This window comes from Variovorax sp. ISS6, assembly GCF_056523145.1.
Genome location: NZ_JAWRZC010000001.1, coordinates 4,790,724 through 4,809,367, shown reverse-complemented (window position 1 = coordinate 4,809,367; position 18,644 = coordinate 4,790,724). Strand labels below are relative to the sequence as shown.

The window sequence follows — 18,644 nt, the reverse complement described above, 5'->3', positions numbered from 1 at the left end:
GTCAGTTCCTCCGCGCGACGCCGTCCGTGCGCTTGATCCGCACCACGTCGCCCTTGTCACCGCCCAGGCGCAGTTCGGCCGCGCCGAACAGCCGATCCACGATGTAGTACGGCGAGCGGAAGCGGTAATTGACCAGTTGCCCGTCGCCTTCCGGCCCGATCACGAACAGCGGCGGCAGCTCGCCTTGCGCGATGCCGGCGGGGAACTGGATATAGACCTTCTGCCCGTCGTCGAAGGCGCGCAGCGGCTTCCACGGCGGATTACTGCCGCTGACCGCGTAGCGGAAGCGCAGGTTCTCCAACGACAAGCCGGAATCCACCGGCGCGACTGCGCTGGCCGCCTGCGCCTGGCGCTGCAAGGCCAGCATCCGGTCGCGCGGATATTCCCAGGACGCCGACGCCATCCACGTCTTTTCCGTCGAGGCCAGCTCCAACAGGTACGTCCTGCGGCTGGTGGTGATGACAAGATTGGTCCTGAGGCCCGAGCGGATCGGCTTAACGAGCACGTTCACGCGCAACTCGGCACCGCGTCCGCTGGACGTGTCGCCCACGATCCAGCGCACGGTATCTCCGGCGGCGACCGTCACCAGCTCCTCGCCCGGCTGGAGCGAAACCACGGTCACGCGGCCCACGGCCGCATAGACCTGATACAGCGCGCCGTCGGTGAACGGCCACACCTGAATCGCGTTGACGTAGCCCTCGCGCGTAGGTGCGACGCGGGCCTCGGCATTGGCGCGCGAGACGCGCACCTTCTCGTCTGCCGGCTCCGGCATGGGCTTGGCGTCCTCGGCTTCGGGCAACGGCTTCAACTGCGCCGGCATCGGCAGCACCTCGGGCACGGCCACCACCTCCACCGGCGCAGGAGGTTCTGGCAGCGGCTGGGCAAGCACCGGCTCATCGAGCGAGATCACGGGCGGCGGCTTGCCCTGCGTGGCGCAGCCCGAAAACAAGGCGGTGGATGCAAGCAGGATCACTGGCAAAGCGGATTTACGGAGAAGATCATTCATGGCTTGGCTCCTTCGGAAGAATCCAGCTCGCGGCTCCACGACAGACCATTGACGTAGATGCCCAAGGGATTGCGGCGCAGGCGTTCTTCGGTGCGTGGTAGCTGGAGCACGATGGTCACCACGGCCGTCCACCGCTCCAGCCCGGCCGCGGCGCCGTTGACGTAGCGGCGTTCCGTCCAGCGCACGTTGAACGAGGTGTTGCTGGCTCGCACGACGCTGGTGATATGCACCGTCACCGACTCCTTGCCGATGCGTGCGAACGGATCGTTCACACGCGCGTAGTCGTTGAGCACCGCTGCGCCCTTGTCGGTCGTGTAGTCGTAGGCGTCCAGCCAGTTCTGGCGGACGACGATGGGGTCGATGGACAGCGAGCGCACCAGCGTCACAAAGCGCGCGATGTAGTACGCCTGCTGCGCATCAGTGGGCCGGTACGACGTGGCGGCCTCGCCCACGGCGCGGACCTGGCCCGCGTTGTCCACCTCCACGACGTAGGGCGTCACGATGGACTGCGCCGAGCGCCACACCAGGCCGCCAGCCATCAGCAGCGCGAGCGTCAGGCAGCCGAAGGCCATCAGCCGCCAGTTCTTCGCCTGCACGCGCGGCGAGCCGATACGGTCGTCCCACACCTGGCCGGCGGCTTGGTACGGCGTGGCAGGTTGCGGCGTGTCGGCATAGCGCACCTGCGGCTTCTTGAATCGCATGGTCAGTTCTCCTTATGAATCGCTTTATTCGTCGGAGCCGCGCAGGCTCGGCCCCTGGCCGGAGCCGCCGCCATCGCCACCGCGCAGCGTGTGGGCGGTGGTGGTCGCGGCGTGGGTGAGTTGCTGGCGGCGATGCAGGCGCTTGGCCCAAGCGGGCCGTTCCTGTGTCTGCGCCGTAGCGGCGCCGGATGCGGCCTCGCCTGCGGCACCCTGACCGAATGCCGCGCCCGCGCCACCATCGGCAGCAGCGCCATTCCAGCCAGCGTGGAAGGGAGCGGCCATGCGTTGCCCGGCAGCGGAAGCGCGGGATGCAGCGCCTCGCCCGGCCGCCCGCGCGCCGGTCTTGGCGACGTTGCCCAGGCCCGCCATCGCGCCCTTTGCGCCGCCGCCAGCGGCGGCGGAACCGGCCTGAAACGCCGACTTCGCACTGCTGGCCGCCGACGTAGCGGCGCGCGCACCGCTACCGGCCAGCTTGGCGGCAGCCGGGGCCATGCGCGCACCAGCAGCCACGGCGCCACCCACGCCCGTCGCGGCGGCGCCGATGGCGACGGCCGTGCCGGCAGCGCCGACAGCAGCACCGGCCATTGCGCCAGCGCCGAGCTGCGGCGCACCGGAGACGAGGCCCGTGGCGATGCCGGGGCCGAAGATCCCGAGCGCCAGCAAGGTGAGCGAGGCCAGCATGATGACCAGCGCGTGGTCGATGGACGGCTCGGCAGGATGGACTTGGAACTGAGCGAACAAGCCTGAGCCGATACCGACGATCACGGCCAGCACCAGCACCTTGACGCCGGAGGCCACCACGTTGCCCAAGACCTTCTCGGCGAGGAACGCGGTCTTGTTCCAGAGCGCGAACGGCACCAACACGAATCCGGCGAGCGTGGTCAGCTTGAACTCGATCAGCGTGATGAACAGTTGGATCGCCAGCACGAAGAAGCACAAGACCACGACCAGCCACGCGAGGAACATCACCACGATGGGGTCGAGGTTCACAAACACTTCGGGAAAGCCCGCCATCTCGCCGATCTGCTCCAGAATCGGCGCCCCGGCGTCGATGCCGGTTTTCGCCAGCCGGCCCGGCTGCAAGAAGTTCTCCATCGTGATGGCCGAGCCGGTGGCTGTGATGCCCAATCCCGCAAACGAGCGGAACACGATGCTGGCCAGCCAGTTGAAGTTATTGATGATGTAGGCGAAGGCACCGACGTAGAGCACCTTGCGCAGCAGCTTGGCGATCACGTCCTCGCCCTGGCCGGTGGCATGGCTCATGGCCCAATACAGGCCGGCGATCGTCATGTCGATGACGATCAGCGTGGCCGTGAGGAACGCCACTTCGCCCCGCAGCAGCCCGAAACCCGAGTCGATATAAGCGGCAAAGGTGTTGAGGAATTGGTCGATGATGGTCACGTCATTCATGGCGTGTCCTTCGGTTCGGCGGGAACGGCCGGCGCCATGCCATCGGCCGGTTCCTCGAAGCTCGGCGGGATCGGCGGCAGGTCGGCCAGCGTCTGGTATTCATCCGGCCCAGCCTGGCCGGAGAAGAAGCGCCGCCGGAAGGCTTCGGCGGCGGCGCGGCAAGCGTCCTCGCCCGTGGCCTGCCGGTCGTCCGCGCATTGCGCGCGCAATGCCTTGAGCCGCAAGGGATCGGCGGCCAAGGCATCGGCAAGGTGGTCAGCCGGCTGTTCGCTGCAAGCGGCCAGCAGCGCAGCAAGTACCAGAACAGACGGGACGAGGACGCATCGCATAGCGGCCTCCCGTCAGTTGCCGTAGAAATCCACGCGCTGCGGCGTGTATGGCGTGCCATCGCCCAGGAAACGCCGCCGCACCTCGCGGGCGCGTTCCGTGGCCGCGGTCTGCCGTGCCAACTCCAGCGAGGCGGCCCGATCTTGCGTGATCTGGAGCCGCTGCGACTGGATCGACTGCTTGGCCTGCAAGGCCAGCAACTGGTTCATGGCCTGCATGGCTTGCAGCGCGCCTTCGGCCGACTGGCTCTTGCCCACGAGGTCGGCCAGCACGCTTTCGTCTTCGCCCAGGTTCTGCGACACCTGGGCCTGCATCCGCATGGTGGTCTGCAAGCCGTTGAGCGTGTTCCGCCAATGCTCCTGCGCATCGCGGTACATCTGGTCGCCGCTGACGGTGGCGGCGTACTGCTCGGGATACAGGCGCTGGAACTCCCGATCCAGATTCGTCACGTCGTAGGCCAGGCCGCGCGCCTGGTCGATCAGCCGCTGCGTGGTCGCCAGATTGGCGCGCAACTGGCCGACCACGCTGGACGGCAGGCTGGCGAGGTTGCGCGCCTGATTCATCAGCATCTGCGCTTCGTTCTGGAGCTGCTGGATCTGGTTATTGATCTGCTCCAGCGTGCGGATCGCGGTCAGCGTGTTCTGCACGAGGTTCGTGGGGTCGATCACAACCCATTGCGCGTGGGCGGTGGCAGTGCAAAGCATGGCCGAGATGGCGGCGGCGACAAGACGCTTTTTCATGGCAGGTTCTCCTGTGGGTGGTCGGTGGTACGGAAAGAACCCGGCGCGAGGCCGGGGAACGAGGCCAGCAGGTCGGCCGCCCAATCGAGGCCGCGATGGCGCAGCCAGGCGCCCGCGAAGCCGGGCACGCCGGCGTCCAGCAGCACGCGGTCTATGTCGCGCTGGTCTTGCGGCGTGGAAGCGCCCGCGAAGGCCAGCGCCGCCTGCCCCAGGTCGAGGTCGAACAGGCGATTGCCGAGGCGGGATTGGTAGTAGTAGTCGCGCTTGGGGCTCGCGGTGGCGACGATCTCGATCTGCCGGCTGTTCAGGCCGAAGCCTTCGTAGATCGTGCGAATCTGCGGTTCCGTCGCCTGCGGGTTGGGCAAGAAAATCCGACTCGCGCAGCTCTCGATGATCGCGGGCGCGATGCTCGAATCCTTGATGTCGGCGAGGCTCTGCGTGGCGAAGATGACGCTGACGTTCTTCTTGCGCAGCGTCTTGAGCCACTGGCGGATGCGTGCGGCAAACACCGGGTCGTCGAGGAACAGCCACGCTTCATCGAGGATCAGCAGCGTGGGCGCCCCGTCGAAGCGTTCATCGAAACGCGCAAAAAGGTAATGCAGCACGGCCATGACGGCGGCCTTGCTGTGCATCAGCTCCTCCATCTCGAAGCACTGCACGTCGGCCATGCCCAGCCGGTCGTGGTCGGCGTCCAGCAGCTTGCCGTGCGCGCCACCCAGCACATAGGGCGACAACGCCTGCCGAAGCGTGTTCGATTGCAGCAGCACGGAAAGCCCGGTCATCGTGCGCTGCTCCACCGGCGCACCGGCGAGACTTCCCAGCGCCGACCAGATGGCCGCGTTCTCGTCTGGGCCGACCGCCACGCCTTCGTGCAGCAAGCGGCCTTCGATCCATTCGGCGGCCCAGGTGCGGTAGCCCTCGCGGTCGATGCGTGCGAGCGGCTGGAAAGCGATTTCGCCATCCGTGCCGAGGTCGTAGTGCTCGCCGCCCAGCCCGAGGATCGTGGCTCGCATCGAGCGCCCCATGTCGAAGGCGAAGATGCGCGAGCCGCGGTAGCGGCGGAACTGCATCGCCAGCGTGGCAAGCAAGACCGACTTGCCCATGCCAGTCGGCCCCGCGACCAGCGTGTGGCCCACGTCGCCGATGTGCGTCACCAGCCGGAACGGCGTGGCGCCATCGGTGCGCGTGACGATCAGCGGCGGGCCGTCGAGATGGTCGTTCTTCTCCGGCCCGGCCCATACCGCCGATACCGGCATCATGTGCGCCAGGTTCAGCGTCGAGACGATGGGCTGACGCACGTTGGCGTAGGCGTTGCCCGGAATGGACGACAGCCACGCATCCACGGCGTTGAGCGTTTCGGGAATGGTGACGAAGCCCCGGCCCTGGATGGCACGCTCCACCATGCGCAGCTTCTCGTCGGCTGCGCCGGCGTCCTCGTCCATGACGGTGACGGTCGCCGTCAGGTAGCCGAAGGCGACTTGATCGCTGCCCAGTTCCTGCAAGGCGGCATCCGCGTCCGCCGCCTTGTTGTTCGCGTCGGTATCGACCAGCGGGCTTTCCTGCTGGAAGATCGTTTCGCGCAACAGCGCGATGACGTTCTTGCGCTTGGCGAACCACTGGCGGCGCAAGCGCCCCAACCCCCGTTCCGCCTCGGATTTGTCGAGGCACAGAAAGCGCGTGCTCCAGCGATACCCAAACCCCAGGCGGTTGAGGTCGTCCAGAATCCCCGGCCAGGTCGAGGTCGGGAAACCTCGCACCGACACCACGCGCAGGTGCTGGTCGCCCAGCATGGGCGCCAGGCCGCCGACCAGCGCGGAATCGGTCAGCAGCGCGTCGATGTGGAACGGCACTTCGGGCACGCCCACGCGATAGCGCAGCGTCGAGATGGTCGCGTGCAGGTAGGTCAGCGTCTGCGCGTCATCGAGCCAGTCAATTTCCGGCATCACGCTGTCGAGCAGGTCGAAGACGCGATCCGTTTCCGCGACGAAGGCTTGCAGCCGCTCGCGCCAGTCCACGCCATTCGTCGGCGTGTTCTCGTAGAGCATCCTGGCTGCACGAGCGCGGGATTCTTCCGGCGGCAGGTAAAGCAGCGTCAGGTGATAGCCGCTCTCGAAGTGATTACCCGATTCCTCGAAGGCGGCCCGGCGTTCTTCCTCCACCACCCACGAAAGCGGCTCGGGAAACTCCGAGTGCGGATAGTCGGCCGCAGGCCGGCGCTCGGCTTCGATGAATAGCGCCCAGCCCGATCCCATGCGGCGCAGCGCATTGTTCAACCGCGCCGACGTGGCGACCAGCTCGCCTTGCGTCGCGCTGTCGAGGTCAGGCCCGCGAAACCGGGCCGTGCGCTGGAAACTGCCGTCCTTGTTCAAGACGAGGCCCGGCGCGACCAGCCCGGCCCAGGGCAGCCAGTCGGCAAGCAAGGCCGGGCGCTGGCGGTATTCGGCGAGATTCAGCATCGCGGCGTCCTCCCCTCACACGTCCAGCAGCGGGCGGTGCTTGATGTGCCGGGCGAAGACCTGCATGAACTGCGGATCGACGCGCGCACCCCACACCGCCAGCGAATGGCCGACGATCCAGAGCACCACGCCGGGAATCCACAGTTGCAGGCCCAAGCCGACAGCGGCGGCCAGCGTGCCGTTGGCGATCGCCACGGTGCGCGGCGCACCGCCAAGCAGAATCGGCTCGGTCAGTGAGCGATGCAGCGGCACCTCGAAGCCGTCCCTGAAGGTGTCCGGGGCACTCATACGACCGCCCCGCCGGAGAAGCTGAAGAACGACAGGAAGAAGCTGGAAGCCGCAAACGCGATGGACAGACCGAAGACGATCTGGATCAGCTTGCGGAATCCGCCGGACGTGTCGCCGAAGGCGAGCGCGAGGCCCGTGGCGATGATGATGATGACCGCGACGATTCGCGCCACCGGCCCCTGGATGGATTCGAGGATGGATTGCAGCGGGCCTTCCCACGGCATCGAGGAACCGGCGGCCTGCGCGGTTCCGGCTAGGAACAGCAGCAGCGCGGCCAGCAGCAGCCCTTGCCCCGCAGGGCGGGCCAGGCAGCGCAGCCGCGCGTGGCGCAAAGCCGGATTTGCAGAAAAACGGAAAGCAGGAATGGTCATCTGCGTCATGGCAGTTCTCCAAGTGAGTCAGGGGATGGGGAAGTCGCCGCAGCGGGTGCGGCATTGGGAAGCGGCGGCAGCTCGGGAAACGGCGTTTCCAGCGCGTCCGCCAGTTGGTAGCCCACGCCGTCGAAGCCGACGACGCGGGCGATGCTCTCGATGCGGCGTTTGCGCCCGCGCCCGGCGATGTGGATCGCCACGTTGACCGCCTCGGCGATCAGCGCACGGGGCGGGTTCACCGCCACTTCGAGAATCAGTTGCTCCAAGCGCAGCAGCGCGCCGAGTGCGGAGCCGGCATGGATCGTGGCGATGCCGCCGGGATGGCCGGTGCCCCACACCTTGATGAGATCCAGCGCCTCGGCGCCGCGCACTTCGCCAACGACGACGCGATCAGGCCGCAGGCGCATGGACGAGCGCACCAGCTCGGTCATGGACACCACGCCTGCGCGGGTGCGCAGAGGAACGTGGTCACGGGCCGCGCATTGCAGCTCCACCGTGTCTTCGAGCACCAGCACGCGGTCGCCGGTGGCGGCGATTTCGGCGAGCAAAGCATTGGCGAGCGTGGTCTTGCCGCTGCTGGTGGCGCCGGCGATCAGCACGTTCTGCCGCTCGCGCACGGCGCGAACGAGAAAGCCCGCTTGCGCGCTGGTCATCATTCCGTCGATGACGTACCGCTCCAGCGGAATTACGCCGATGGCACGCTTGCGCAGCGCGAAGGCCGGCCCCGGCGCTGCCGGCGGCAAGATGCCCTCGAAGCGTTCGCCGGTTTCGGGCAACTCGGCGGACAGCAGCGGCTGGCCGCGATGGACTTCTGCGCCGACGTGGGCCGCGACCAGGCGGATGATTCGCTCGCCGTCCGCCTCGGACAGTTCCACGCCCATCGGCGCGCGCCCACTAGAAAGCCGATCCACCCAAAGGGTGCGATCAGGATTCAGCATCACCTCCACCACGTCCGGGTCTTCGAGCGCGGCGGCGATCAGCGGCCCCATCGCCGTGCGCAACATCTGGATGCGGCGGTCGAGCGACGTGGCGGTCATGGACTGCGGAACGGCACTCATGACGCACGCTCCTGCGCTTGCGCGGCTGCCGCCGCGTCTTCCATCCGCATCGGGTCGGGATGCAGTTCCTCCACCACGTCGCGCACCAGGCTGCGGCCCCGCAGCAGGTGGCGGCCAAGCTGCTCGGTGAACTGCTCGAAGCGCGCTTTGCCCTGCGCGCGTGCCGCGTCTTGGTGCGCCTCGGGGACTGGTGTGCTGACCGTGAGGTAGTAGCGAATGAACAGCGCCAGCGTTTCGATGGCGATGTTCTGGTCGCGCTCCATGCGCTCGGCCTGGCGCGACAGGCGATCCAGCCGCTTGGCGATGGCCGCTTCGCGCTGGTCGGCGGCATCGGGCGACAGCCACGATGCGAGCGCCGCCGCGACGATGGACGACTTGGACACGCCTTTCTTGGCGGCAAGCTCATCGAGCCGCTTGGCGTGCTCGGGCTGGATAAAGAGGTTCAGGCGGTAGTGGCTCATAGCTCGATTCCGTCGTTGGGGTCGAGGGAAGCCAGCCGGGCCGTGCGCTGCATGGCTGGATCAAGCTGGCGAGGAAGGGGAAGCGGCAGGTCGTCGTCGTCATCGAGCAGCCCAAGGTCGGCCGCAGGCGCGGCCAGCACGGGGTCGTAGGCGACGGTTTCGGAGAGTTCGGGCTGACGGCATGGGCCGCCGTCGTCGGTGCTGTCCAAGTCGTCGGCGGATGCCGTGCCCGGTGCTGCCGGCATCAGCGGAATCGCCAGCCCGCTCCAGTCATCGGGCCGCGATGGCGGCGCGTCGGCGTACTGCCCGTCCGCCAGCGCGGGCGGCGGCAGCACGCGACGCTTGAAGTTGCTGTCCACGTAGTAGCGCAGCTTCTTCGCCTTGATCGGCGCCATGCTGGACACCATCACCACTGCCTCGTCGGGTGGAAGCTGCATGACTTCGCCCGGCGTCAGCAGCGGGCGGGCCGTCTCCTGGCGCGACACCATCAGGTGGCCCAGCCACGGCGCGAGCCGATGGCCCGCGTAGTTGCGCTGGGCACGCAGCTCGGTGGCCGTGCCCAGCGTCTCGGAGATCCGCTTGGCGGTGCGTTCGTCGTTCGTGGCGAACGTCACGCGCACATGGCAGTTGTCGAGAATCGAATGGTTCTGGCCGTAGGCTTTGTCGATCTGGTTGAGCGACTGCGCGATGAGGAAGCTGCGGATGCCGTATCCGGCCATGAAGGCCAGTGCCGTCTCGAAGAAGTCCAAGCGCCCCAGCGCCGGGAACTCGTCGAGCATCAGCAGCAGCTTGTGGCGGCGCTCGATGCCATCGGAGCCATCGAGCGATTCGGAGAGGCGCCGACCGATCTGGTTGAGGATCAGGCGAATGAGCGGCTTCGTCCGCGAAATGTCCGAAGGCGGCACCACCAGGTACAGCGACACAGGATGCGCTGCCGCGATCAGGTCTGCGATGCGCCAGTCGCAGCGCGAAGTGACTTCGGCCACCGTGGGATCGCGGTACAGGCCGAGGAACGACATGGCCGTGGACAGCACGCCCGAGCGTTCGTTGTCGCTCTTGTTGAGGACTTCACGCGCCGCCGACGCGACGACCGGATGCGCCCCATCGCCGAGGTGCGGCGTGGTCATCATCCGATGCAAGGTCAGCTCGAAGGGGCTGGCCGGGTCGCTAAGGAAGTTGGCGACGCCGCGCAGCGTCTTGTCCTTGCCCGCGTAGAGCACATGCAGGATGGCCCCGACCAGCAGTGCGTGGCTGGTCTTTTCCCAATGGTTTCGCTTCTCCAGCGCGCCTTCGGGATCAACCAGAATGTCCGCGATGTTCTGCACGTCGCGCACCTCATGCGCGCCGCGCCGTACCTCCAGCAGCGGGTTGTAGGCCGCCGACTTCGCATCGGTCGGGTTGAACAGCAGGCAATGTGAGAAGCGCGAGCGCCAGCCGGCGGTGATCTGCCAGTTCTCGCCCTTGATGTCGTGGATGACGGCGGATGCGGGCCAGGACAGCAAGGTGGGCACCACCAGGCCCACGCCCTTGCCGGAGCGCGTGGGCGCGAAGGTCAGGACATGTTCCGGGCCTTCATGCCGCAGGTACTGGCGGTCATGCTGGCCCAGGAACACGCCGGCCGGCTGCGTGAGGCCCGCCATGCGAATGTCCTGCGCGTTCGCCCAGCGGGCAGAGCCGTAAGTCGTGACAAGGCGCGATTGGCGCGAGCGCCAAATCGACATGCCGATGGCGACCACCACCGCCAGCAGGCCGCTGCCGCCCGCGATGGCGCCGCCGGTATCGAACACGCGCGGCGCGTAGGCATCGAAAACGAACCACCACTCAAACAGCTTCCACGGGTGGTAGATCGGTGTGCCGAGAAGGTCAAACCAGGGCGAGCCAAGGCGTAGTTGATAGCCAAGAGCCGCTGCTGTCCATTGTGTGGCGCCCCACACGCCGGCGATCACGATGCCGAATACCACGGCGATCTGACCGAACAGCACGTTCGTCCCTTGCATGACCTGGCCTCCGATTTCTCCTGCGCTGATTCCTCATGGGGAAGGCGGCACAAGAACGTGCCGCAGGCGTCAGGATGGGTGTCGGGTCAGTGCCGGTCAAAGACTGCTTCGAGCAGAAAGGTCGAGCAAAAAGACAGAATTAGTGCAGGGGCGAACCAATGAAAAACACCGCAAGCGATAACGCATTGCGGCGTGTCGAGCAGAAATATTGAGGCGATGCTGCGAACCGCCAACGATCAGAACTTGGCTGATTCCTTCGGTGGTGTGTACGGCGTTTCACCGTCGCCATAGAACCGCTTGCGCGTGGCTTCGGCTACCCGATTGCACAGCACGTCGCCCAGCTTGGGGCGATCCGTCTTGCATTGTTGGCGCAGCTCTTTGAGCCGTTCGGGGTTGGCCGCCAGTTCTTCCACCGTCGGGATATTCGCCTCCGGAACGTTGGTCGTTTGTGGCGTCTCGGAATTGCCGCAGGCAGTCAGCGCGGCCACCAGCAGGAACTGGATGAGCTTCTTCATGGCGTGGATTCCTCCAAGGGATCGGAATGATGGCCCGGCTTGGGCCTTGGGGGTTCCGGAGATTCAATGGCCTGCACGCGCTCAATGAACCGGGCCAGAACATCGGACGGCTCGCCTTCGGGGAACAGTAGGTAAGTTGTCAGCGGCGGCACGCGCAATGCCAGCGGTCGGGCCACCACACCTGCGTCAGGGTTAGCGGCAATGCGCGCGGCACCCGTAAACCCAAGCGCCAGGCCAGCCGACACCAGCACCATCATCAGATCGCACGTAGCAACCCGTTCTGCGACCAACGGCTCCGTGCCGGCCCGGCGTAGCACACGATCTACGAATCTGGCATGGCCTTCGCAAACTTGTGGATCGCATAGAACCAGCGGATAGCGCAGCAACTCCTCCAAAGGAATGCGCTTGTACGCAAGCAGCGGATGCCGGGCTGGCACCGTTACTATGAGCGCGTCTCGCCATACAGGTATGGCGGCGATGCTGTCACCTACTTCATCAGACTGCGCAAACCCCACGTCGTACAGATCGTCGTGCAGACCTTTGATCTGCTGTGATAGCGGTACCTCGAAGAATCGGAGTTCAAGTTCAGGCTCTTCTTGTCGGCATAGCGCCAGCAGAGCCGGTAGGCGCGACGGTGTGATGCCGTCCGACAATGCCACTCGCAATTGCCCATGGAAACCATTGGCCGCCGCTTTCACGCTATCGCGGGCTTGCTCCAAGACAGTGAACACGCGACGCACGTGTTCCAAGAACAGTCGGCCAGCGAGCGTCAATCGAGTGCTGCGAGTGGTGCGAGCAAATAACACCGCCCCGAGTTCCACCTCCAACTCCTTGATAGCGCGCGACAGAGGCGACTGCTCAATGTGCAGCCTCTCCGCTGCTCGTGCGAAGTGGAGTTCTTCAGCAACGGCCAAGAAGCAACGCAGATGACGAAGCTCCATATAGTGCCCTCTCAAAATGCATCTTCATCGCAGAGCCTCCATGCTCAATCTCGTCACAACGATCTGTGTGGACGACGATTGGCGTCCCGTACAGATGTAGATCGGATGAAAATCGGAGCGATCATGACGCCCCGCCACGATTGCATTTCCCGAATCGTTGAGAGCCTGGCCTTACGTGTGCAACGATGGCCGCAGACACACTCCGTCGATACTCGAGGAGGAGCCTTTTAGTTGGTTAAATCGGCAATTGACAAGAGCAAGGTGGTGAGTTGCTCTGGCATGGTGATGTGGGGGTTGTGCGAAGCAGGCAGCTCATAATATTTCCACCCTTCTCGGGCTTGAGCGCGGGACGCCGAAAGACCAAAGGTGTCATACAGACCAGTCTTCGTACAGTAAATATACGCAGAAGGGATGTTTGAAGCTTCTCCCGCTAGACATAGAGGAGATGTGAACGTAGCAAGGGGTTGCGGTCCGCGCCTCCCTTGGGCGAGCTTTTGATCATGGTCAGGGGTGTCCGGCGGAAGTGGGCTTGGGGGGACCAGCCAACCGAATCCATTGTTCTTGACGTCTTCCAGGATGGCGGCTCGCTGAGCCTTTGGCATGAGATCCAATGCGCACTCATCGGACTCCGGTAGTAGTGCGTCGATGTATATCAACTGTTGAATCCGATCGGGGATTCTGTCGGCCACACCAGTCACGACCATTCCCCCATAGCTGTGCCCGACCAAGATGACATGGTTGAGGTTCTCCGACTCGATAGCACGGACGACATCATCGACGTGCATATGCAGGTCGATACGAGGTCCAAGCAAGTGCGAGCGTTCACCCAGCCCCGTACAGGTTGGCGTCAGGAGTCGGTGATGCGCTGCCAAAAAGAGAGAGTGCATTCGCCACCACGCCCAACCTGCTGACCAGGCCCCATGGACCATCACAAAGGTGTTCATGGGGCGAGACTCAGTATCGATATGCCAAGAAGCCGCCGTCCAGCAGTATCTCGGCGCCAGTCACGTACCCAGCCTCTTCTGATGCAAGAAACAAGATTGCGTTCGCGGCGTCTTCTCGCTTACCGGTGCCGCCCAGTGGAACGGTTTCAAAGAACTTTTCCCGCATTTTGGGATCAGCGGACACCACTGAGGTTCGCATGGGGGGCAGAAGACCGGGAACGATGGCGTTTACCCGGATCCCTGATCTTGCGTACTCGCCTGCAGCAGAGCGCGTCATGGCCAACACCCCGGCTTTCACGGCGCAATAGCCCATGTGGAGACCGGGCATGCCTGCATACGCTGCGATGGAGGAAATCGTGATGATTGATCCCCCACCTGCACGAGTGATGGCGCGGGCGCCATGGCGGATGGCTAGGAAGGTGCCGCGGATATGGATTGACGTCAGTCGGTCGAGATAGTCGACCTTTTCATGATCAGGAACCATACCGCTTATGCCGGCATTGCTTACAACGATATGAATGGCTTCGAAGGATTGCTCCCCCTTCTGAAGGGCTTCCTTCCAGTTTTCCTCTTCAGTGACGTCTAGCTTGACGAAGCATGCTTCGCCACCCCCCTCGGTAATCGACTGTGCGACTGCTTGGCCTTCTTGCTCTAGTAGGTCAGCGATGACCACGCGCGCGCCCTCGCGCGCAAACATCCTTGCTGTGGCTTCACCAATGCCGCTCGCGGCGCCTGTCACGAAAGCAGTTTTTCCAGTGAATCTCATACACGTCTCCTTGCAATATGAAAAGGGCAGAGGGGGTTCAGAGTCTCGGCCGTCTAGCATCTTACACATATCTCGGTAATATTCAAGATGTCAGCAAGATTCCGTTGTCGGCTGGCTAAGAAGCTTGACGCGAGTCGAGGCTGACTCTCGCTTGCCGCCGCTTACGTCATTCGGGCTCTAGGGAATGTCTGCAAAACTCAGGCGCTGGCCGCGTAGCGTGAACGGCAGCGCCCTGCGATGATCTGCGGCATGAAGCAACTCGGACTGGGCCTGAACCTGTCGACTAAGAAGACGCGCAAGCGGGAGTTCTGGGAGGAGATGGAGCGCGTGGTTCCGTGGTCGGCGCTGGTGCAGATCGTGAAGCCGTACTACCTGAAGGCGAAGACGGGCCGGCCGCCGTTTGCCATCGAGACGATGCTGCGGGTTCATTACCTCCAGCAGTGGTTCGCGCTGAGCGACCCGGCGATGGAAGAGGCGCTGCACGACATGCCCGTGTTTCGCGAGTTCGCCAAGCCAGGCGACGTGGCGCGGTTGCCGGACGAGACGACGATCCTGAGGTTCCGCCACCTGCTGGAGAAGCACGACCTGGCGACCGACATGCTGCGAGTGGTCAACGACATCCTGCAGGCCAAGGGCCTGTTGATGAAGAAGTGCAAGGTGGTCGACGCCACGCTGATCGCAGCGCCGAGTTCGACGAAGAACGCGTCGATGCAGAGTCGGGACTGGTGCACAGCGTCGTGGGCTGGTCGGCCAACGTGAACGACGTGACGCAGGCAGGCAGCTTGCTGCACGGCGTTGAGGAGGTCGCCTTCGGCGACGCCGGCTACCGCGGCGTTCACAAGCGCGGCGAGGCTCAGGGGCTGCAGTGGCACGTGGCGATGCGCGCCGGCGACCGCCGCAAGCTGAACCCATTCCTGCAGCCCGACTTCCTGGCAGAGCAGGCGGAGAAGCTGACGGCGAGCATCCGAGCCCAGGTCGAGCACCCGTTCCGTGTATTAAAGCGGCAGTTCGGCTACACGAAGGTGCGGTACCGCGGCCTGGCGAAGAACACAGTTCAGATCGTCACGCTGTTCGCGCTGTCGAACCTGTGGATGGCTCGGCGCAGCTTGATGGGGCGCGCAGGGATGAGTGCGTCCGCAGCCTTATGCGGGGCGGCCTCGAAGGGCACCGAAACCATCATGTAGCGCCGCGTACGGGCAGTGATTTGAAGCAACCATGCGTAGCGTGGCGTAGTCAAGATGCTTCCGAATCGGCGCTGCGAATCACGTTGCGCAGACCTTTCCTCGCGTAGGTGATGCAGAGGTCGCGGACAACGGACCAGATACAGTGGACCCAGAGCAAGGGCACTGCGAAGCGGCCGAGGACCATGTGCTGTCCAAGTTCAGCTAGCATGTCAACAGGACACAACTTGTTTTTTGCCCCATCGCGCTGACGAAGGGCTCGTTTTATACCGGCAAAGGCATTGCATGAAGAAGTCGCTCGCTGTTTCCTCTAGGAGACAAAAATCCAACTCCAACCGAACTGAAGCGCCGACTCTGGCCGAGCAGGCTTATAAGAGGCTTGAGGAGATGATCATTACTCTGCAGCTAGCACCAGGCGTGGTGCTTTCTGAGTATGGTTTGTCGGAACTGCTGGAAATTGGTAGAACACCAATCAGAGAGGCGCTCCAGCGTCTCGCCGGAGAGGGACTGGTTGTGGTCCTCCCCAAGCGAGGGGTTCTTGTTTCCGAAACCAATATTCGCACCCAACTCCGATTGCTGGAGTTGCGAAGGGAAGTGCAACGTCTTCTCGCACAACTCGCAGCAGAGCGGGCAACAGAGGAGGAGAGGGCGCATTTTGCCCAGATCGGCGCTTCTCTGCTTCATGCAGCTAGCGCGCGCGACGAAGGGCTTTTTGCTCAGCTAGATCGAGAACTCGATGAGTGCATGTGGAAAGCGGCTCGCAATGAGTTCATAACCAAGACGATGGCGCTCATGCGCGGTTTATCGCGCAGGTTCTGGTTCGAGCACTATCGCAGGGTTGGAGATCTTCCGCTGGCGGCCACATTGCATTCAAAAATGGCCGAGGCGATAGCCAGGGGTCACTCTAAGGATGCCGCTGCGGCCTCCGATCGTCTTGTTGACTACATCGAGAGCTTTGCGCGAGAGACCATCACCAATTAGAACTTGGGTACCTTGGTGCTGCGAATTGGCCCCGGCGCGCGGAGATTAAGTCAGGCAGTTTGACCCTGCCTCGATTTCGCGTACAGCAAGAAGTTGGAAACTTCAAAGGTTCGATCACGCGACCTCGGCCGCCTTCCTGTAACCCGTCTCGTCACGCCGATCACGGGCCAGCAACGCCCAGACGATTCGAGCGTTCTTGCTGGCGAGTGCCACCGCCGCCACGTTCTTGTTGCGCCGCTGGACCACAAAGGTGGCCCCGGAAATCTGAACACGGCGATGAGTGAAAACTCTGCCCTGTGAGCGGTCCGCGAAGAGCGGGCTGACATGGAGCGAGAGCATGAGCAGAAGACCACGCCGGAACTTCTCACCGGCGTTCAAGGCCAAGGTGGCGCTGGAGGTCAACCGTTCGCCGGCAGCCGCATGCCGCGCCACATGCTCAAGGCACGAGGCTTCGAGGTCGGGCGCAAGCACGTGGCGCCCCTCATGCGGCGCATGGGCATCAAGGCGCTGTACAGCAAGCCCAACACGAGCCGCAGCATGTGTGATCTACCCGTACCTGTTGCGCGGCCTGGCGATCGAGCGTGCGAACCAGGTCTGGGCGATGGACCTGACCTGCATCCCGATGGCACGCGGCTTCGTGTACCTGGCCGCGATCATTGACTGACATAGCCGCAAGGTCCCGGCCAGGGACGTGTCGATGTCGATGGAAGCGGACTTCTGCGTGCGCGTGCTCGACCATGCGATCGCGCGTCACGTCAAGCCGGAGATCTTCGATACCGACCAGGGTTCGCAGTTCACCAGCATGGTGTTCACCGAGCGGCTCAAGGGCGAGGGCATCGCCATCAGCATGGGCGGTCACACGAGATGCCCACCGCGTCGGTCGTGCGTTCGCGCAAGCGACGCCCGCCCGCCACCGTGGACATCTCTGCACTGCGGTCAACCCCGGCAGCGTTCCACTTGTCGTCGCCCGACTCGTGTTCAGACCGATGGGGCCACCTCTCGGCCGCACATCCTCTTAGTACCTCATTTCAAGGGAAAACCCTCTATGAGATACTTTTGCCGCTCATGTAATATACTTGTGTCATGCAAGTTGGCATATGACTGCGAAACTGCATGACATCGATTGGTCCTCATCTATCTGTGTCATGCAAAGGAGACAAAATGAAGTTAAGTCGGCGCACTTTTACCCAAGCAACCCTGGGTGCGGCGGCGATATCTGTGGGTGGGCCTCTGTTTGCGCAGGACCGACCTCTGCGTCTTGGCCTGTTGGCGCCGCGATCAGGGGTGGCTGCCTTCATGGGGGAGGACAGCATTCGAGCCGTTCGGTGGGGGGTGGACCGAATCAACCGGTCGGGGGGGATTGCAGGTAGGAAAGTGGAGCTCGTCATTCAGGAGGAGACCACTCCCAAGGACACAGTTGAGCGGTTTCGCCATCTGGCACTGCAGGAGAAGGTGGACGCCATTCATGGACTGATTTCTACCGGCGTTACTCTGGCAGTCGCCCCCGTCGCAGAGGATGAGCGTGTTCTGCTCCAGTGCTGGGATGGAACGACACAAAACGGAGTGCAAGAGTCGATGCCAAAAACTCGTTTTGTGTTCCGGTCGACTGACAACGAGTGTGAAGCAGTGATGAGTTCGCTCATGGCCATCAAACGCTTCAAAGGTAAGTTCGCAACTATTGCAGGAGTGAATTCCGACTATTCGTATGGGCGAAACTGCTGGGAAACGTTCAAGACGTTGTTGTCTCGCTATGACATCGAGGCCAAGGTTGTTTCTGAGCAATGGATCCGGGTTGGTGCCACCGATCTCACGACGAACGTGGCGGCATTGAACGCCGCCAAGCCTGATCTGATTTTCAATTCGCTCTTCCTCTCCGATCTTCCTATCTTTCTTCGGCAGGCCTCCGCGGCAGGTCTGCTGGCCAACGCAAAGATCGTGTCGACCGTGGCGGGTGGTCAAATCAATGACCTGCGGTCCAGTTTCGTTCCCGAGGGTGCATTGCTGGGGCAGAACACCTTCTACTTTGACTTGCCCGGAGCATCCGAATTGCAGAAGTCGTTTGTTGCGGAATACAGGGACCGCTACAAGGCCATTCCGACCACATCGGCTGACCGCGCCTACTTCAATCTGATGGCTTACAAAGCCGGTGTCGAGAAGGCGGCGAAGGCTGCCGGCCGCTGGCCAAAAACTGATGAGATCGCTGATGCCATTGCCGGAAACGACATCGAAAGTCTAGGTGGCCGAGGGCGTTATCGGGCCGACAAGATTGCCGAACAGATGTTCTACCAAGGCTTCAGTAAGAACAGTACTCAGCATGAGTACCCGGGGCTGTCCGATATTACCGCCGCGTTTTCTGATCAATTGCAGAAGCCTGCAGGCGCAGACTACTGGAAATGGATCAAGACTGCAGATTTCCGCGTGTAATTATTCGTTAGCGGAGTGTGCTTTAAGCGTACTCCGCTAAGTTAAAAATTCCGTACACGCATGAAATGGATGCTTCA

Annotated in this window: 17 protein-coding genes and 3 pseudogenes; 4 read left to right on the top strand and 16 right to left on the bottom strand. The window is 63.5% G+C overall.

The annotated features are described in order from the left end of the window. Position 1: 1 nt before the first annotated feature. The 15 genes from trbG to AC1HIL_RS22305 form a co-directional block, all read right to left on the bottom strand. Entirely contained in the window at positions 2–1,006 is a 1,005-nt protein-coding gene (gene trbG / locus AC1HIL_RS22375) for a P-type conjugative transfer protein TrbG (RefSeq protein ID WP_056581687.1), read from the bottom strand. Then, on the bottom strand, positions 1,003–1,707 hold the full coding sequence (trbF, locus tag AC1HIL_RS22370) for a conjugal transfer protein TrbF (RefSeq protein WP_066116900.1): 705 nt from the start codon (positions 1,705–1,707) through the stop codon (positions 1,003–1,005). The genes trbG and trbF overlap by 4 nt, the downstream gene beginning before the upstream one ends. Before the next feature lie 24 nt (positions 1,708–1,731). Continuing rightward, entirely contained in the window at positions 1,732–3,117 is a 1,386-nt protein-coding gene (gene trbL / locus AC1HIL_RS22365; RefSeq protein ID WP_056581682.1) for a P-type conjugative transfer protein TrbL, read from the bottom strand. Beyond that, positions 3,114–3,446, bottom strand: coding sequence for an EexN family lipoprotein (locus tag AC1HIL_RS22360; RefSeq protein ID WP_056581679.1), 333 nt, complete (start codon positions 3,444–3,446; stop codon positions 3,114–3,116). Before AC1HIL_RS22360 ends, trbL begins: the two co-directional genes overlap by 4 nt. Positions 3,447–3,458: 12 nt before the next feature. Further along, positions 3,459–4,184, bottom strand: a complete 726-nt coding sequence (trbJ, locus tag AC1HIL_RS22355) for a P-type conjugative transfer protein TrbJ (RefSeq protein WP_056581676.1) — start codon at positions 4,182–4,184, stop codon at positions 3,459–3,461. Next, on the bottom strand, positions 4,181–6,640 hold the full coding sequence (trbE, locus tag AC1HIL_RS22350) for a conjugal transfer protein TrbE (RefSeq protein WP_056581673.1): 2,460 nt from the start codon (positions 6,638–6,640) through the stop codon (positions 4,181–4,183). The genes trbJ and trbE overlap by 4 nt, the downstream gene beginning before the upstream one ends. A 15-nt stretch (positions 6,641–6,655) precedes the next feature. Continuing rightward, a complete protein-coding gene (locus AC1HIL_RS22345) occupies positions 6,656–6,928 on the bottom strand; it encodes a VirB3 family type IV secretion system protein (RefSeq protein ID WP_056581671.1) in 273 nt (90 codons plus the stop codon). Further along, positions 6,925–7,308, bottom strand: coding sequence for a TrbC/VirB2 family type IV secretion system protein (locus tag AC1HIL_RS22340; protein WP_056581670.1), 384 nt, complete (start codon positions 7,306–7,308; stop codon positions 6,925–6,927). Before AC1HIL_RS22340 ends, AC1HIL_RS22345 begins: the two co-directional genes overlap by 4 nt. Continuing rightward, positions 7,305–8,357 carry a P-type conjugative transfer ATPase TrbB gene (gene trbB / locus AC1HIL_RS22335; protein WP_056581667.1) on the bottom strand — a complete coding sequence of 351 codons (1,053 nt, stop codon included), beginning with the start codon at positions 8,355–8,357 and terminating at the stop codon, positions 7,305–7,307. Before trbB ends, AC1HIL_RS22340 begins: the two co-directional genes overlap by 4 nt. Continuing rightward, complete coding sequence (locus AC1HIL_RS22330) at positions 8,354–8,818, bottom strand: ribbon-helix-helix protein, CopG family (RefSeq protein WP_003111089.1); 465 nt, start codon at positions 8,816–8,818, stop codon at positions 8,354–8,356. The genes trbB and AC1HIL_RS22330 overlap by 4 nt, the downstream gene beginning before the upstream one ends. Further along, positions 8,815–10,815, bottom strand: a complete 2,001-nt coding sequence (locus AC1HIL_RS22325) for a conjugal transfer protein TraG (protein ID WP_056581665.1) — start codon at positions 10,813–10,815, stop codon at positions 8,815–8,817. Before AC1HIL_RS22325 ends, AC1HIL_RS22330 begins: the two co-directional genes overlap by 4 nt. Positions 10,816–11,051: 236 nt before the next feature. Continuing rightward, positions 11,052–11,330, bottom strand: coding sequence for an EexN family lipoprotein (locus AC1HIL_RS22320; RefSeq protein WP_056581661.1), 279 nt, complete (start codon positions 11,328–11,330; stop codon positions 11,052–11,054). Further along, entirely contained in the window at positions 11,327–12,271 is a 945-nt protein-coding gene (locus tag AC1HIL_RS22315; RefSeq protein WP_066123738.1) for a LysR family transcriptional regulator, read from the bottom strand. The genes AC1HIL_RS22320 and AC1HIL_RS22315 overlap by 4 nt, the downstream gene beginning before the upstream one ends. A gap of 227 nt (positions 12,272–12,498) precedes the next feature. After that, positions 12,499–13,215, bottom strand: coding sequence for an alpha/beta fold hydrolase (locus AC1HIL_RS22310; protein WP_082548893.1), 717 nt, complete (start codon positions 13,213–13,215; stop codon positions 12,499–12,501). A 10-nt stretch (positions 13,216–13,225) separates the two neighbouring features. Next, on the bottom strand, positions 13,226–13,981 hold the full coding sequence (locus AC1HIL_RS22305) for an SDR family NAD(P)-dependent oxidoreductase (RefSeq protein WP_056581660.1): 756 nt from the start codon (positions 13,979–13,981) through the stop codon (positions 13,226–13,228). A gap of 249 nt (positions 13,982–14,230) precedes the next feature. Here AC1HIL_RS22305 and AC1HIL_RS22300 point away from each other — a divergent pair. Together AC1HIL_RS22300 and AC1HIL_RS22295 are read left to right on the top strand one after the other, a co-directional pair. Then, positions 14,231–15,165: pseudogene (locus tag AC1HIL_RS22300) on the top strand (IS5 family transposase). A 282-nt stretch (positions 15,166–15,447) separates the two neighbouring features. Next, positions 15,448–16,143 (top strand): GntR family transcriptional regulator, encoded by a 696-nt coding sequence (locus AC1HIL_RS22295; protein ID WP_082548890.1) that lies wholly within the window; start codon positions 15,448–15,450, stop codon positions 16,141–16,143. A 114-nt stretch (positions 16,144–16,257) separates the two neighbouring features. On the opposite strand, the pseudogene AC1HIL_RS22290 reads toward AC1HIL_RS22295, so the two are convergent. Beyond that, positions 16,258–16,389, bottom strand: a pseudogene (locus tag AC1HIL_RS22290) (IS110 family transposase); the annotation flags it as partial. A 156-nt stretch (positions 16,390–16,545) separates the two neighbouring features. Here AC1HIL_RS22290 and AC1HIL_RS22285 point away from each other — a divergent pair. Further along, positions 16,546–16,999 (top strand): annotated as a pseudogene (locus AC1HIL_RS22285) (transposase); the annotation flags it as partial. A 305-nt stretch (positions 17,000–17,304) separates the two neighbouring features. Then, on the top strand, positions 17,305–18,567 hold the full coding sequence (locus AC1HIL_RS22280) for an ABC transporter substrate-binding protein (protein ID WP_056581658.1): 1,263 nt from the start codon (positions 17,305–17,307) through the stop codon (positions 18,565–18,567). Positions 18,568–18,644: the final 77 nt, after the last annotated feature.

Excerpts from the sequence above, each read along its gene's own strand:
- trbG (WP_056581687.1), bottom strand. The coding sequence starts at position 1,006 with ATGAATGATCTTCTCCGTAAATCCGCTTTGCCAGTGATCCTGCTTGCA.
- trbF (WP_066116900.1), bottom strand. The coding sequence starts at position 1,707 with ATGCGATTCAAGAAGCCGCAGGTGCGCTATGCCGACACGCCGCAACCT.
- trbL (WP_056581682.1), bottom strand. The coding sequence starts at position 3,117 with ATGAATGACGTGACCATCATCGACCAATTCCTCAACACCTTTGCCGCT.
- AC1HIL_RS22360 (WP_056581679.1), bottom strand. The coding sequence starts at position 3,446 with ATGCGATGCGTCCTCGTCCCGTCTGTTCTGGTACTTGCTGCGCTGCTG.
- trbJ (WP_056581676.1), bottom strand. The coding sequence starts at position 4,184 with ATGAAAAAGCGTCTTGTCGCCGCCGCCATCTCGGCCATGCTTTGCACT.
- trbE (WP_056581673.1), bottom strand. The coding sequence starts at position 6,640 with ATGCTGAATCTCGCCGAATACCGCCAGCGCCCGGCCTTGCTTGCCGAC.
- AC1HIL_RS22345 (WP_056581671.1), bottom strand. The coding sequence starts at position 6,928 with ATGAGTGCCCCGGACACCTTCAGGGACGGCTTCGAGGTGCCGCTGCAT.
- AC1HIL_RS22340 (WP_056581670.1), bottom strand. The coding sequence starts at position 7,308 with ATGACGCAGATGACCATTCCTGCTTTCCGTTTTTCTGCAAATCCGGCT.
- trbB (WP_056581667.1), bottom strand. The coding sequence starts at position 8,357 with ATGAGTGCCGTTCCGCAGTCCATGACCGCCACGTCGCTCGACCGCCGC.
- AC1HIL_RS22330 (WP_003111089.1), bottom strand. The coding sequence starts at position 8,818 with ATGAGCCACTACCGCCTGAACCTCTTTATCCAGCCCGAGCACGCCAAG.
- AC1HIL_RS22325 (WP_056581665.1), bottom strand. The coding sequence starts at position 10,815 with ATGCAAGGGACGAACGTGCTGTTCGGTCAGATCGCCGTGGTATTCGGC.
- AC1HIL_RS22320 (WP_056581661.1), bottom strand. The coding sequence starts at position 11,330 with ATGAAGAAGCTCATCCAGTTCCTGCTGGTGGCCGCGCTGACTGCCTGC.
- AC1HIL_RS22315 (WP_066123738.1), bottom strand. The coding sequence starts at position 12,271 with ATGGAGCTTCGTCATCTGCGTTGCTTCTTGGCCGTTGCTGAAGAACTC.
- AC1HIL_RS22310 (WP_082548893.1), bottom strand. The coding sequence starts at position 13,215 with ATGAACACCTTTGTGATGGTCCATGGGGCCTGGTCAGCAGGTTGGGCG.
- AC1HIL_RS22305 (WP_056581660.1), bottom strand. The coding sequence starts at position 13,981 with ATGAGATTCACTGGAAAAACTGCTTTCGTGACAGGCGCCGCGAGCGGC.
- AC1HIL_RS22295 (WP_082548890.1), top strand. The coding sequence starts at position 15,448 with ATGAAGAAGTCGCTCGCTGTTTCCTCTAGGAGACAAAAATCCAACTCC.
- AC1HIL_RS22280 (WP_056581658.1), top strand. The coding sequence starts at position 17,305 with ATGAAGTTAAGTCGGCGCACTTTTACCCAAGCAACCCTGGGTGCGGCG.